The organism is Curtobacterium sp. PhB142 (assembly GCF_004341255.1).
Classification (GTDB): domain Bacteria; phylum Actinomycetota; class Actinomycetes; order Actinomycetales; family Microbacteriaceae; genus Curtobacterium.
Genome location: NZ_SLUT01000002.1, coordinates 103,184 through 117,784 on the forward strand (window position 1 = coordinate 103,184; position 14,601 = coordinate 117,784).

Sequence of the window (14,601 nt, forward strand, 5' to 3'; positions counted from 1 at the left end):
ACCGGACTGGAGGCCCGTGGCGGCCCCGCCACGCGCCTCCCGTCCGACACGAAAGGACACCATGACCGACCAGCCCACGTGGGAACTCTCCGGCTTCGGCGACGAGATCGACTCAGACCCCGTCGTCCAGGTCGCGGTCCTGCAGGCGCTCGGCGCGAGCGCCATCGAGGTCCGCAGCGCCTGGGGCGTGAACGTCGTCGACCTCGACGAGGACCAGCTCGCCGGACTCCACCGCCTGCTCGAGGAGCGCGGACAGACCGTGTCCGCCATCGCCTCGCCGATCGGCAAGGTCTCCGTCGACGAGCCCGTCGAGCACGAGGTCGGACGGCTCGGTCGCGCGATCGCCGCCGCGCACGCCCTCGGCACCACGAACATCCGGATCTTCTCGTTCTACTTCGAGGGCCGGCAGCCGGAGGACGTCCGCGACGACGTCCTCGTCCGGATGCGCGCCCTGGCCGACCTCGCCGCACGCGAGGGCGTGACCCTGCTGCACGAGAACGAGAAGGACATCTACGGCGACGTCCCCTCGCGCGTGCTCGACATCGTCGAGAGCGTCGGGTCCCCGGCGCTCCGACTGGCCTGGGACAACGCGAACTACGTGCAGTGCGGCGTCAAGCCGTTCACCGACGGGTGGGCGCAGCTCGCGCCCTACGTCGACTACCTGCAGGTCAAGGACGCACTGGCCGACGACTCGTCGGTGGTCCCCGCGGGCGAGGGTGACGGCGAACTGCTGCAGACCCTCACCGCGCTGCGCGACGCCGGGTACTCCGGCTACGCCTCGCTCGAGCCGCACCTCAGCGACTTCACCTCCCTCGGCGGGTTCTCCGGCCCCGCGGCCTTCGGTCGCGCCGGTCGTGCCCTCCGCACCCTCACCGACCAGATCGGAGTCACCCTGCGATGACCACCCCACTGAAGTTGGCAGTCGTCGGCGCCGGCGTCATCGGACGCCACCACGCCACGGTCGCCGTCCACCACCCGGACCTGCAGGTCGTCGCCCTCGTCGACGCGATCCCCGCCGCCGCCACGAGCGCCGCCGACGAGATCGAGGCGATGGGCGTCACCCGCCCCGTCACGACGTCCACCATCGAGGAAGCGATCGCGCAGACCGACATCGACGTCGTCGCGATCTGCTCGCCCTCCGGCATGCACGTGCAGCTCGCCGAGGCCGCCCTGGCCGCCGGCAAGCACGTCGTCATCGAGAAGCCCCTCGACACCACGATGCCCCGGGCCCGGCAGATCGCCGCGCTCGCCGCGGCGGCACGCGACCGTGGACTCGTCACGAGCGTCATCAGCCAGCACCGCTTCGACCCGGCCTCGGCCGCCGTCGCCGCAGCCGCCCACGACGGCGGGTTCGGCACCGTGACCTCCGGCCTGGCGAGTGTCGCCTGGTACCGGTCGCAGGGCTACTACGACTCCGGCGACTGGCGCGGCACCTGGGCGCTCGACGGTGGTGGCGCCGTGATGAACCAGGGCGTGCACACCGTCGACCTGCTCGTCTGGGCGCTCGGCCGTCCGGTCGAGATCTCGGCCCAGACCGGGCTGCTCGCGCACGACCGCATCGAGGTCGAGGACACCGCCGTCGCCACCGTCCGGTTCGCCGGCGGCGCGCTCGGCGTCATCCACTGCACGACCGCCGCGTACCCGGGCCTCTCCGCCCGCTACGCCGTGTACGGCACGCACGGGTCGGCGATCGTCGACGACGACCGCCTGGCCTACTTCCACATCGCACCCGACGCCGCCACGCTGGAGTCCGCGTCGACCACCTCGAACGCCTCGGCGGTCGCGGGCGCGGTCGACCAGAAGGACGACGTCGTCCCGCCGGAGCACGTCGTCGGCGGTCCGGCCGAGCCCGACCACTTCGCCGCAGGGCACGGCCGGCAGTACACCGACATCGTGGCCGCGATCCGCGAGGGCCGTGCGCCCGGCGTGACCGTCGACGCTGCCCTCGTGTCGCTCGCCACCGTCCGCGGGCTGTACGTCAGCGCGACGCTCGGGCAGCCCGTCCGGATCGACGACGTGATCGAGGGAAAGTACGACGACGTGGTGCCGGTCGTCGGCACGCCCGCAACCGCCACCGCGACCGAAGGAGCCACCCGATGAAGTTCTCCGTGTTCACCGCCTCCACCCCCGACTGGACCCCCTCGCAGGCCGCCTCGACGCTGGCCGAGCAGGGCTGGGACGGCGTCGAGTGGCGCATCGTCGACGACCGCCCCGCGGACGGCGCCGTCGTGCCCGCCGGTCGCTCGTTCTGGGCCGGCAACAACTCCACGTGGCAGTTCACCGGCATCCAGGACCAGGTCGGCGAGATCGCGCGGATCACCGACGCCGCCGGCCTCGAGTACTCCGGCATCGGCGGCTACCAGCAGGCGTCGGACCACGAGGGCGTCGAGACGATGCTCCGCGTCACGAGCGAGCTCGGCGCCCGCCAGGTGCGGGTCTCGATGCCGATGTACCGGCAGGAGAAGGAACGCACCGGCGAGACGTACGGGCAGATCTTCGACCGCACCCGCGCCGACCTCGAGTGGGCGGTGACCCGGGCGACCGAGCTCGGCGTCAAGGTGCTCGTCGAGCTGCACCACATGACGATCACGCCCTCGGCCTCGGCGGCGCTGCGGCTCGTCGACGGCCTCGACCCGGAGCACATCGGTGTCATCCACGACCTCGGCAACCTGGTCATCGAGGGGCAGGAGGACCACCTCGCCGCGTTCGAACTCCTCGGCCCGTACCTCGCGCACGCCCACGTGAAGAACGCCCGCTGGGTCGACACCGGCGACACCCGCGCCGACGGCAGCACGATCTGGCAGAACGAGTGGGCGCCGCTGCGCACCGGGCAGGCGTCCGTCTCCGAGTACCTCGACGCCCTCCGCCAGGTCGGCTACGACGGCTGGGTCACCATCGAGGACTTCTCCACCGACCTGCCCCTCGAGGCCCGGACCGCCGACAACCTGGCGTACCTGCGGTCCCTCGTCCCGGTGTCGGCATGACCGATCGCCGACCGGGCATCGTGCACGTCGGGGTCGGGGCGTTCGCGCGCGCCCACCTCGCCTGGTACACGGCCCACACCACGGGGGAGCCGTGGGGCATCACCGCCTTCACCGGCCGCTCGCCCGCGGCGGCGGACGCCCTCACTGCGCAGGACTGCCGGTACACGCTGGTCACGCGTGCTGCGACCGGCGACGACGCCGAGGTGGTCGACACGATCGTGGCCGCCCACCCGGGCAGCGACGAAACGGCCTGGAGGCACGTGGTCGCGTCCCCGGAGACCACCATCGTCACGCTGACGGTCACCGAGCAGGGCTACCGGTCCGGTTCCGACGTCCCCGCCCGGTTGGTCACGGGGCTCGACGCCCGGCGCACGGCCGGCGGCGGGCGCATCGCGCTGGTCAGCCTCGACAACCTGACGCACAACGGCGCGGTGCTGCGCGAGGCCGTGCTGGGCGCCACCACCGACCCCGGACTGCGCGCGTGGATCGAGGCGAACGTCTCGTTCCCGTCGTCGATGGTCGACCGGATCACCCCCGCGACCACCGACGCCGACGTCGAAGGCCTCGCCGCCCTGCCGGGAGCGCTCGCCGCGGACCGGGTTCCCGTCGTCACCGAGCCGTTCGCGGAGTGGGTGCTCGAGGACGCCTTCGACGGGATCGACCGCCCCGCGTGGGAGACCGCCGGCGTGCGCATCGTCGACGACGTCACCCCGTACGAGCAGCGGAAGCTCTGGCTGCTGAACGGCTCGCACTCGCTGCTCGCGTACCTCGGGCTCCAGCGTGGGCACGAGACCGTCGCCGCGGCCATGGACGACCCGGTGTGCCGTGCCGCCGTCGAGCAGCTGTGGGACGAGGCCGCCCGCGAACTGCCCCTGCCTGCCGACGAGGTCACCGACGCCCGTGCCGCCCTGGTGGACCGGTTCCAGAACCCCCGCATCCGGCACACCCTGCGGCAGATCGCGTCCGGCGGGTCGCAGAAGCTCCCCGTCCGGGTCGTCGACGTCGTGCGGCGCCGACTCGAGCGTGAGCCGTTCGCCGGCATCGGCCCCGGAGCCGCGACCGCGATCGCCGCGTGGTGGCTCCACGTCACGACGCAGCCCGACCTCGTGGACGACGACGGAGCCCCCGGGGCAGACTCGGACGTGCGCGACGTGCTGCGCGTCATCGCCCCCGACCTCGACACCACCGACGTGGTCGACGCGATCACCGCAGCGGCCGACGACATCCGAGCGGCGGGCACCACCGCACGCACCACCACCAGCACCGCCCGAACGAGCACCGACGAAGGAGTCCACGCATGACCGACACCACCACGAACCCCGCGGCCCCGGTGCCGGGCGCCGCCGACACCGGCGCGGCGACCGGGCACACCTCCGGGCGTCCGGACACGTGGGCGTCGGCCGACCGCGGCCAGCTCATCGAGCGTGCCGAGGTCATCGTCACCAGCCCGAACCGGAACTTCGTCACGCTGAAGATCACGACCGCCGACGGCGTCACGGGCCTCGGCGACGCGACGCTGAACGGCCGCGAGCTCGGCGTCGCCGCGTACCTGTCCGAGCACGTCGTGCCGCTTCTGATCGGCCGCGACGCCAGCCGCATCGAGGACGCCTGGCAGTTCCTGTACCGCTCGTCGTACTGGCGTCGCGGCCCGGTCACGATGGCCGCGATCGCGTCGGTCGACATGGCGCTCTGGGACATCAAGGCCAAGGTCGCCGGCATGCCGCTGTACCAGCTGCTCGGTGGTGCCTCCCGCACCGGGCTGATGGCCTACGGACACGCCTCGGGCAAGGAACTCCCCGAGCTGTTCGACTCGATCCGCGAGCACCAGGAGGAGGGCTACCGCTCCATCCGCGTGCAGACCGGCGTCCCCGGCCTCGAGAGCATCTACGGCATCGCGTCGAACAAGACCACCGAGGGCAACGAGGGTGTCCGGTACGACTTCGAGCCAGCCCAGCGCGGAGCCTTCCCCGCCATGGAGGACTGGGACACCCGCGCCTACCTGCGCCACGTGCCCACCGTGTTCGAGGCCGTCCGGAACGAGTTCGGACCCGAACTGCCGCTCCTGCACGACGGGCACCACCGGATGACCCCGCTGCAGGCCGCGAAGCTCGGCAAGTCCCTCGAGCCGTACGACCTGTTCTGGCTCGAGGACTGCACCCCCGCCGAGAACCAAGAGGCACTCAAGCTCGTCCGGCAGCACACCACGACGCCGCTCGCGATCGGCGAGGTCTTCAACACGATCTGGGACTTCAAGGACATCATCCGCGACCAGCTCATCGACTACGTCCGCGGAGCCGTCACGCACATGGGCGGCATCTCCCCGCTCAAGAAGACGATGGACTACGCCGCGATGTACCAGATCAAGTCCGGGTTCCACGGGCCGACCGACATCTCGCCCGTCGGCCTGGCCGCCCAGATGCACCTCGGGATGGCGATCCACAACTTCGGCATCCAGGAGTACATGCAGCACGGCCCGCAGACGAACCAGGTGTTCCAGCAGACCTTCACCTTCACGGACGGCTACCTGCACCCCGGTGACGAGCCCGGCCTCGGGGTCAGCCTCGACGTCGACGAGGCCGGCAAGTACCCGTACGAGCAGGCCTACCTGCCGTTCAACCGCCTGGCCGACGGCACCGTCCACGACTGGTGACCCCGCCGCGACCGCGAGGTGCTCGTACCTCGCGGTCGCCATGCATACAGAAACCGTTGCGTCAGTGGCCTCCGGCAGTATCGTTCCTGCAACAAGTGGAAGGAGACGACATGGTTCCGACGGTGACCTTCATGGACAGGAGCTCGATCGCGATCGAGCGTTCACGCCTGCTTGCCCTCGCGCACATGCCCTTGGCAGACCTCCGCAAGAAGGGGGCGACGTTCCAGCTCGACCCCGAAGAGCAGTCGATCCTGCGCGCCCTCGACGAACTCGACTTCCTCGAAGGCGATGACTGACCGCACCTCTGACCTCGCAGCACGGGTCCAGGGGTTCGCACAAGAACTGATCGACACACTCTCTGCAGTCCTCGGCGCGCCGGTGTCCTTCGACGTCAAGGTCGGAACATCGCCGGCGCGGCCGCAGGTCGCGATCTCGCAGTCTGATCCGATCGGCGTCCCGCTCACCGTCGACGGACACGTCATGTTCCGCCTGCTCGTCCAGTTCCGCTGTCGGTGGAACACGACCGGAAACTCCCTCGCCGTCGAACAGTCCTCCTTCGCCGTGGCGGTCGAGCAGGTCGCCGAGCCGTTCTTCCACTTCGACTACGTCCGCGACTCGATCGAGTCGGTTCCCGTTGCGCACCTGAACATCCACGCGCACCGAGACGAGGTGATCTGGGCGATGCTCATGGCCCGGACCAAGCGAGGGAAACGTCGCGCGAAGGACGCTGCCAACGGGAAGATCACGCGGATCTCGACGCTGCACTTCCCGCTCGGCGGGCATCGGCACCGACCATCGATCGAGGACGTCCTCGAGATGCTCGTCAACGAGTTCGGGATCGATCACGCCGAAAACGCCCGCCACGTACTCGCCGCCGGTCGGCGGCGGTTCCGCTCGATCCAGACGGCGGTCGGCGTCCACGACGCTCCCGAAGTCGCGGCGACGGCGCTCCGGGAGCTCGGGTACACCGTGACAGCTCCGGCGAACACCCCGGTGCTCCGAGCGGACCGTCTCGAGCGTTACTGAGGGGATCGCGGGCAAGCTGGGGGCATGGAGTTCGCGGACGTCGCCAAGGAGCTGCTGCTCGTCGCGCCGGGGGACTTCGTCGCCGAGCGCACGGCTCGCCAGCGCGCGGTGCGGAAGGACGACCGGGCCCTGGCGGCGGCGATCGGGAAGCTCCGGAAGCCGGCATCGGCAGCGTGGGTCGTGGACCTGCTCGCACACGACGGCGCCCTCGACGACGCGGTCGACCTCGGGCCGGCCCTCCGCAAGGCCCAGGCCGACGCCGACCCCGGCGAGATCCGGACTCTCCGACAGCAACGCTCCGAGGTGATCGAGGCGCTGGCGCAGGCGGGGGCCGACCTCGCCTCGGACGCCGGACACCCCGCGACGTCGGCCGTGCTCGACCAGGTGCGCGCGACGATCGAGGCGGCGATGGCCGACCCGCACGCCGGAGCCGCCGTGCGCTCGGGGCTGCTCGTGACGCCGTTGGAGAGCGTGGGGTTCGACGCGGTCGACCTGGACGGGGCGCTCGCGGATCCGGACGCGGTGCCCGACGCCTGGTCCGGCAGCGATGCCCCACCCATCCCGATCACCCAGGCGAGGGGCGCGCGGAAGGCGAGCCGTGCCTCCCGGTCGACGGAGACGGAACCCCAGGACGGACCGGAGCCGGACGCCCAGCCCGAGCCGAAGCGTGACCCGGCCGCTGAGCGGAAGGCCGCACGCCAGGCGGAGACCGCCGCCCGGAGCGAGTCGCGCGACGCCGATGCCGCGCTCGACGCCGCGGAGGCGGACCTCGAGCAGGCCGAGGAGCGCCGGGCTGACCTCCAGCGCGAGCTCGATCGGGCGACCGCGGAGATCGAGGCCCTCGAACGTGCTCGTGACGCCGCCGAGGCCACGAGCAACGACGCCCGCGAGCTGCTGGCGGCCGCGCAGGAGCACCGGCGCAGCCTCGGTCGATGAGCCTCGCGGAGCGTTCCTTCCCATCACGCGCGCGATGGGAGGTCGAATCGGCGTACTCGGTCAAAAGGAACGACCACCTATGCCCGGAACGACCCACTACGCCCGGAACGACTCCCTCCGCGCGGCACGACCGCCGATCGTTACACAACAGTTGTCGTTCTTGACGAGCGGCGTTGGAGCGGTCTAACGTCGGACACCATGCTTCGGGCCGGCGATGGTCCGCCGGGATCCGTCGCCGCACCAGCACGGGGCGCCCCGGGTACAGGACTCGCATCATCGCCGACGCCCCGATCGCCCGCAGCCACTGCGCGGGTGGTCGGGAGCGTGGCGCGCGGCGCACCCCGGAGACATGCCGCGATGCCGGGTCGAGCACTCCGGGGCCCCTCCAGGAGAGACGACACATGTCGGAACCCCGCACCGAACGCACCACGACCCTGACCCCGCCGAACGGCGTCGCGACCGCACCACCTGGCTCCACGCCACCGGCACCCGCCGTCGGGCGCGAGGGCCTCATCGCCCGCCTCGGCATCCCGCACCCACTGCGGTGGGGCTTCCTCGGCGTCCTCGTCTTCATGACGGGCGACGGCATCGAGTCGAACTTCATCGCGCCGCACATCGCCGCGGCGCTCGGCTCCGGCGGCACGGACAGTGCAGCGATGGTCATCGGCATCTACGGCGTCGCCGTCCTGGTGGCCTCGTACTTCGCCGGTGTGCTCTCCGAGCTGTGGGGGCCCCGCCGCGTCATGACGATCGGCGCCGTCCTGTGGGTGGTGTTCCAGGTCGCGTTCCTCGCGGCACTGCCCACCGGGTCGGTCGGTCTCATCGCCCTGACGTACTTCCTGCGCGGACTCGGGTTCCCGCTGTTCGCCTTCTCGTTCCTCTGCTGGGTGAACCACACCGTCGCACGTGAGCGGAACGCCACCGCCGTCGGCTGGTTCTACGTCGTCTTCACCGGTGGCCTGCCGACGCTCGGCTCGCTCATCGCGATCGGCAGCATCCCCGCGTTCGGCGGCGGCCACACGGGGGAGACGTGGTCGATGGCCCTGTCGCTCGTGCTGGTCGCGGCCGGCTGGGTGATCGTCCGGTTCGGTGTCCACGAGCAGACCGGACTCGGCCGCATCGCCCCGCGCTCGCACTCCGCCGCACGGGTCATCGCCAGCGGCATCGAGGTCTGCATCACGCGCCCCAAGGTCCTGCTCGCCGTCCTGATCCGGCTCGTCAACACGGCGCCCGAGTTCGGCATGTTCGTGATCATGCCGGCGATCATCGGCACCGAGCTCGGGTGGGGGCAGTCGAAGTGGCTGACGATGACGGTGATCGTCTACGCCGGCAACATCCTGTTCAACGCCTTCTTCGGCGCCCTCGGTGACCGCATCGGCTGGATCCGCACCGTCAAGTGGTTCGGCATCGGCGCATCGGCCATCGGGCTGCTGGCCTGGTGGTACGTCCCGCACCTGGTGCCCGCCGGTTCCGAGTGGGGCTTCTGGCTCGCCACCGCCGCGGGGACGGTCTTCGGCATCATGCTCGCCGGGTTCACGCCGATGGGTGCGATCGTCCCCGCCTTCGCCGGCGAGGAGCGCCGCGGCGCCGCGATGGCCATGTACGCGACGGCGGCCGGCGGTGCGACCTTCCTCGGCAACGCCGTGGTCAGTGCCGTCCTGCCGTGGGGCGGCCCCGGTGGGGTGGTCTGGACGTTCGTCGGCCTCTACGTCCTCGCCTTCGTGGTGCTCTCGTTCCTCAGAGTGCCGAAGGAAGCGGTGGCCGCCGGGCACTGAGGCACGACACGCCCGGCGGGTGCTGGTAGAGTCGGTGATTGACTTCGGCGAGGGCCGCGACAGCGGCCGTGATCGACGCGGTGGGAGACCCGGCCCAGCAGGGAACGTTCCTCACGCGTGCACGCGTTCGAGTTGCAACACCACAGACCCCCACGATGCCGGACCGCCGGTGTCGACCCCCGAGACCAGGAGGCACCATGGCCGACTACACGAAGCTCGCAGCGGACGTCCGCACCAAGTTCGGCAAGGGTGCAGCGCGCAAGCTCCGCGCCGCTGACAAGATCCCCGCGGTCGTCTACGGCCACGGCACCGAGCCGAAGCACATCTCGCTGCCCGGTCACGAGACCATGCTGCTCGTCCGTACCGCCAACGCGGTCGTCGACCTCGACATCGAGGGTGCTGCCCAGCTCGCCCTCGTCAAGGACGTCCAGCGTGACCCGGTGCGCCAGATCATCGAGCACATCGACCTCGTGGTCCTGCGCCGTGGCGAGAAGGTCACGGTCGACGTGCCCGTCGTCATCGAGGGCGAGTCCTTCTCCGGCACGATCCACGTGCAGGACCTGAACACCGTCTCCCTGCTGGTCCTCGCGACCGACATCCCGGAGCACGTCGTCGTCGACGTCGAGGGCCTCGAGGACGGCAAGCAGATCACCGCCGCCGAGCTCACCCTCCCCGAGGGCGCCGAGCTCGAGACCGACGGCGAAGCGCTCGTCGTGCAGATCGTCACCCCGCGTGGCACCGCTGACGACGACGCTGCGGACGAGGCCTCGGCCGAGGCCGGTGCCGAAGCCGGTGCCGAGGGCGGCTCCGAGCCGGTCGACTCCGAGTAACACCCCTTCGAAGGCATCTGGTCGACGCTGTGGCGGATCGAACGCTGGTCGTGGTCGGACTCGGGAACCCCGGGCCCGACTACGCCGGCAACCGGCACAACGTCGGCCAGATGGTCCTCGACGAACTCGCCGCCCGCATGGGAGCGCGGTTCAAGAAGCATAAGACGCCGAACCAGGTCGCCGAGGGGCGCCTGGTGCCCGGCGGACCGCGCCTGGTGCTCGCGAAGCCCGGCTCGTTCATGAACACCTCCGGCGGACCGGTCTCGTCGGTCCTCGGGTTCTACAGCGCCACCCCGGCCGACCTCGTCGTCGTGCACGACGAGCTCGACCTGCCGTTCGACACCGTCCGCCTGAAGGGCAGCGGGGGTCACGGCGGGCACAACGGGCTGCGCGACATCATCAAGGCCACCGGCACGAACGAGTTCACGCGCGTGCGGGTCGGCATCGGTCGTCCCCCCGGTCGTCAGGACCCCGCCGACTACGTGCTGCGTGACTTCTCCGCAGCCGAGAAGAAGTCGCTGCCCATCCTGCTGGCCGACGCCGCGGACGCGGTCGAGGCGATCGCCGAGGTCGGACTCGTCGCCGCGCAGCAGCGGGTGCACGCGCCGTCCTGACCGCGCTGGTCGATCCCGGCCGTGTTCGCCCGTCGCGCACCACGCGGGCGGTGTCGGTGGGGGCCGGTACCATCTCCTGAGTGACGATCTCGGGCATCATCCCTGCGCTCTCGCGCGCCTCCGCGTTCGATCGCGTGCTCCGCGCCGCGCCTCGTGACGCCGACTTCTCGGTCGTCGACGGCCTGCGGGTCCCACTGCTCGGGGCGCTGCTCGCCGAGCGGAACGGGCCGCAGTGCGTGCTCGTCATCACGGCGACGGGGCGTGAAGCCGAAGCGGTCCGCGACGCCCTCGGCAGCTACGTCCCCGACGCCGACGTCCTCGAGTTCCCGGCGTGGGAGACCCTGCCGCACGAACGGCTCAGCCCGAGTGCCCAGACCGTCGGCACCCGCATCGCGACGCTCCGCAGGCTCGCGTCCTGGTCCGCTGCCGACGCTGCCGACCGCCGCACCACCATCGTCGTGGCGAGCGTCCGCGCAGCGCTGCAGCCGATCGCCGCCAACCTGACCTCGCTCGCACCCGTCGTGCTGCGAACCGACTCGCGCGGCAACGACCTGGCCGCCATCGCCGCGAAGCTGGTCGACATGGCCTACGCCCGCGTCGACCTCGTCACGCGGCGCGGTGAGTTCGCGGTGCGCGGCGGCATCCTCGACGTCTTCCCGCCCACCGCGGACCACCCCGTCCGCGTGGACTTCTTCGGCGACGAGATCGAGGCCGTCAAGGCGTTCTCGGTCGCCGACCAGCGCACGACCGAGGACGACCTCGGCTCGGTCGAACTCACCGCCTCGCGCGAACTCCTGCTCAGCGACGACGTCCGGCAGCGGGCGCGCGAGATGCTCCACGAGTTCCCGAACCTGTCCCAGATGCTCGCGAAGATCGCCGAGGGGATCCCGGTCGAGGGCATGGAGTCCCTCGCCCCCGCGCTCGTGCAGGACCTCGTCCCGATGACCTCGTACCTGCCCGAGGACGCCACCATCGCGGTGTTCTCGCCCGAGCGGGTGAACGGTCGCGCGAACAGCCTGGCCGAGACGAACACCGAGTTCCTGCAGGCCGCGTGGAGCGCCGCGGTCGCCGGGGCCCAGGCGCCGATCGACCTCGACGCCGGCAACTTCCTGACCGTGCAGCAGCTCAAGAACACCCGCGGTCAGCGCACCTGGTGGACGGTGTCGCCGTTCGACTCCGGTCTCGACGAAGGCGACACCGCGCGCGTGCTCACCGACGCCGAAGCAGCAGCCGAGGCGGGGGAGTACATCCGCGTCCGAGCCGAGGCAGTACCGAGCTTCGCGGGCAGTGCCGACGGCGCGATCGCGCACGTCAAGGCGCTCACCGATGACGGGTGGGCGGTCGTGGTGACCGCCCAGGGCCAGGGTCTGGTCGAGCGGGCGGTGCAGGTCCTCGCCGACGCCGGGGTCGCAGCCCGTGCCGAAGCCCTGCCCGCGCCTCCCGAACCGGGTGTCGCCATCGTCACGACGGCCACCGTCGAGCACGGCTTCGCCATCCCGGATCCGCGCATCGTCGTGCTCAGCGAAGCGGAGTTCTACGGCCGGAGCGTCCAGCAGGGTGCGCGCACCGTCAAGAAGCTCGCGAGCCGTCGCAAGAACGTGGTCGACCCGCTGCAGCTCAAGCCGGGCGACGTCGTCGTGCACGCGACGCACGGCATCGGCAAGTTCGTCGAACTCGTCAGCCGCGAGGTCAGCTCCGGCGGCCGCAACGCGGTGAAGACGCAGCGCGAGTACCTCGTCCTCGAGTACGCGCCGTCGAAGCGGAACTACCCCGGCGACAAGCTCTTCGTGCCCACCGACCAGCTCGACCAGCTGTCGCGGTACGTCGGCGGCGAGTCCCCGACCCTGTCGAAGATGGGCGGCTCGGACTGGTCCGCCGCCAAGTCGAAGGCCCGCAAGGCCGTCCGCGACATCGCCGTCGACCTGGTGAAGCTGTACTCGGCGCGGATGGCGTCGAAGGGGCACGCGTTCGGCCCGGACACCCCGTGGCAGCGCGAGCTGGAAGAGGCGTTCCCGTTCGCCGAGACCGCCGACCAGCTCACCACCATCGACGAGATCAAGCGCGACATGGAGCGGCCGATCCCGATGGACCGCCTGCTGTCGGGCGACGTCGGCTACGGCAAGACCGAGGTCGCGATCCGCGCCGCGTTCAAGGCGGTGCAGGACGGCAAGCAGGTCGTCATGCTCGTGCCGACGACCCTGCTCGTCCGTCAGCACATGGAGACGTTCCAGGAGCGCTTCGCCGGGTTCCCCGTGCACCTGCGCGCCCTGAGCCGGTTCCAGTCCGAGAAGGAGTCGAAGGAGACCATCGCCGGGCTCGCCGACGGCACCGTCGACATCGTCATCGCGACCCACCGGATCCTGTCGCAGGGCATCACCTTCAAGGACGTCGGGCTCGTCATCATCGACGAGGAACAGCGGTTCGGCGTCGAGCACAAGGACCAGCTGAAGAAGTTCAAGACGAACGTCGACGTCCTGGCGATGTCGGCGACCCCGATCCCACGGTCACTCGAGATGGCGGTCACCGGAATCCGCGAGATGTCGACCCTCGCGACCCCACCCGAGGACCGCCACCCCATCCTGACCTTCGTCGGGCCGCAGTCCGACCTGCAGGTGGCCGCAGCGATCCGCCGCGAGCTGCTGCGCGAGGGCCAGGTGTTCTACGTGCACAACCGCGTGCGGGACATCCAGGGCGTCGCCGCGCACCTGGCCGAGATCGTGCCGGACGCCCGCATCGCCGTGGCACACGGGCAGATGTCCGAGAGCACCCTCGAGCAGGTCATGGTCGACTTCTGGGAGCGCCGGTTCGACGTCCTCGTGTCGACGACGATCATCGAGACCGGCCTCGACATCGCGAACGCGAACACGCTCATCATCGACAAGGCCGACAAGTACGGGCTGTCGCAGCTCCACCAGCTGCGTGGTCGTGTCGGCCGAGGGCGCGAGCGCGGGTACGCGTACTTCCTGTACGACTCCGAGAAGCCCCTGTCCGAGACCGCACAGGACCGCCTCGAGACCATCGCGGCGAACAACGAGCTCGGCGCGGGCATGCAGGTCGCCATGAAGGACCTCGAGATCCGCGGCGCCGGCAACCTGCTCGGCGGCGAGCAGTCCGGGCACATCGCAGGCGTCGGGTTCGACCTGTACCTCCGGATGATCGGCGAGGCCGTCTCGCAGTTCCGCGGTGACGTGGCCGAGGGGCAGACCGAGCTGAGGCTCGAGATCCCGGTGGACGCGCACATCCCCGAGGACTACGTCGAGTCCGAGCGGCTCCGGCTCGAGGCGTACCAGAAGCTGTCAGCGGCCTCGGCTCCGACGGCCCAGCGGGACGCCATCGACATGGTGCTCGACGAGCTCACCGACCGCTACGGGCAGCCGCCGCAGGCCGTGCAGACGCTGGTCGAGGTATCCCGCCTGCGTCGGATGGCGCAGCAGGTCGGCCTGTCCGACGTGGTGGTCATGGGCTCGAACCTGCGCGTGGCGGGCAAGGAGCTCGCCGACTCGTCGCAGGTGCGGCTCAAGCGGATGTTCCCGGGCGCGAAGTGGTTCCCGCAGCAGAACGCGGCGAGCATCCCGATGCCGCGGCCGCACGACCAGGCGCTGCCGGACGACGCCCTGATCCAGTGGGTGGAGAGCATCCTCACCGCCGTGTACGGCGCGACGACGCCGGCGGAGGCGCCGGCCGCGTAAGCGGTGCAGTGGTCGCGAGCGGCGACGGACGGGAGGCACGGTGCGGGCTGGCACCGTGCCTCCCGTCCGCTCGTGGGCGCGTCCACCGCGAACACGC

At 71.0% G+C, this 14,601-nt stretch carries 12 protein-coding genes; all 12 read left to right on the top strand.

Going from position 1 to position 14,601, the window contains the following annotated elements:
* The first annotated feature begins 61 nt into the window (after window positions 1-61).
* The 12 genes from EDF31_RS03905 to mfd all read left to right on the top strand — a co-directional run bounded on the left by EDF31_RS03905 (window position 62) and on the right by mfd (window position 14,504).
* Window positions 62-901, top strand: coding sequence for a sugar phosphate isomerase/epimerase family protein (locus EDF31_RS03905; protein ID WP_131845269.1), 840 nt, complete (start codon window positions 62-64; stop codon window positions 899-901).
* The gene (locus EDF31_RS03910) at window positions 898-2,100 is read left to right on the top strand and encodes a Gfo/Idh/MocA family oxidoreductase (RefSeq protein WP_131845270.1); all 1,203 of its coding nucleotides are present in this window, start codon (window positions 898-900) and stop codon (window positions 2,098-2,100) included. The genes EDF31_RS03905 and EDF31_RS03910 overlap by 4 nt, the downstream gene beginning before the upstream one ends.
* On the top strand, window positions 2,097-2,984 hold the full coding sequence (locus EDF31_RS03915) for a sugar phosphate isomerase/epimerase (RefSeq protein ID WP_131845271.1): 888 nt from the start codon (window positions 2,097-2,099) through the stop codon (window positions 2,982-2,984). The genes EDF31_RS03910 and EDF31_RS03915 overlap by 4 nt, the downstream gene beginning before the upstream one ends.
* Window positions 2,981-4,285, top strand: a complete 1,305-nt coding sequence (locus EDF31_RS03920) for a mannitol dehydrogenase family protein (RefSeq protein ID WP_131845272.1) — start codon at window positions 2,981-2,983, stop codon at window positions 4,283-4,285. The genes EDF31_RS03915 and EDF31_RS03920 overlap by 4 nt, the downstream gene beginning before the upstream one ends.
* On the top strand, window positions 4,282-5,634 hold the full coding sequence (gene manD, locus EDF31_RS03925; protein ID WP_228504708.1) for a D-mannonate dehydratase ManD: 1,353 nt from the start codon (window positions 4,282-4,284) through the stop codon (window positions 5,632-5,634). Before EDF31_RS03920 ends, manD begins: the two co-directional genes overlap by 4 nt.
* A 110-nt stretch (window positions 5,635-5,744) precedes the next feature.
* Complete coding sequence (locus EDF31_RS03930; protein ID WP_131845273.1) at window positions 5,745-5,930, top strand: hypothetical protein; 186 nt, start codon at window positions 5,745-5,747, stop codon at window positions 5,928-5,930.
* Entirely contained in the window at window positions 5,923-6,660 is a 738-nt protein-coding gene (locus tag EDF31_RS03935; protein WP_131845274.1) for a hypothetical protein, read from the top strand. The genes EDF31_RS03930 and EDF31_RS03935 overlap by 8 nt, the downstream gene beginning before the upstream one ends.
* A gap of 24 nt (window positions 6,661-6,684) precedes the next feature.
* Complete coding sequence (locus tag EDF31_RS03940; protein WP_131845275.1) at window positions 6,685-7,596, top strand: hypothetical protein; 912 nt, start codon at window positions 6,685-6,687, stop codon at window positions 7,594-7,596.
* A 401-nt stretch (window positions 7,597-7,997) separates the two neighbouring features.
* Window positions 7,998-9,371 (top strand): RbtT/DalT/CsbX family MFS transporter, encoded by a 1,374-nt coding sequence (locus EDF31_RS03945; RefSeq protein WP_131845276.1) that lies wholly within the window; start codon window positions 7,998-8,000, stop codon window positions 9,369-9,371.
* A 197-nt stretch (window positions 9,372-9,568) separates the two neighbouring features.
* Window positions 9,569-10,201, top strand: coding sequence for a 50S ribosomal protein L25/general stress protein Ctc (locus tag EDF31_RS03950; RefSeq protein ID WP_123294728.1), 633 nt, complete (start codon window positions 9,569-9,571; stop codon window positions 10,199-10,201).
* A 29-nt stretch (window positions 10,202-10,230) separates the two neighbouring features.
* Entirely contained in the window at window positions 10,231-10,815 is a 585-nt protein-coding gene (gene pth, locus EDF31_RS03955; protein ID WP_131845277.1) for an aminoacyl-tRNA hydrolase, read from the top strand.
* An 80-nt stretch (window positions 10,816-10,895) separates the two neighbouring features.
* Window positions 10,896-14,504: a transcription-repair coupling factor gene (gene mfd, locus EDF31_RS03960; RefSeq protein WP_131845278.1), complete on the top strand. Its 3,609-nt coding sequence runs from the start codon at window positions 10,896-10,898 to the stop codon at window positions 14,502-14,504.
* Window positions 14,505-14,601: the final 97 nt, after the last annotated feature.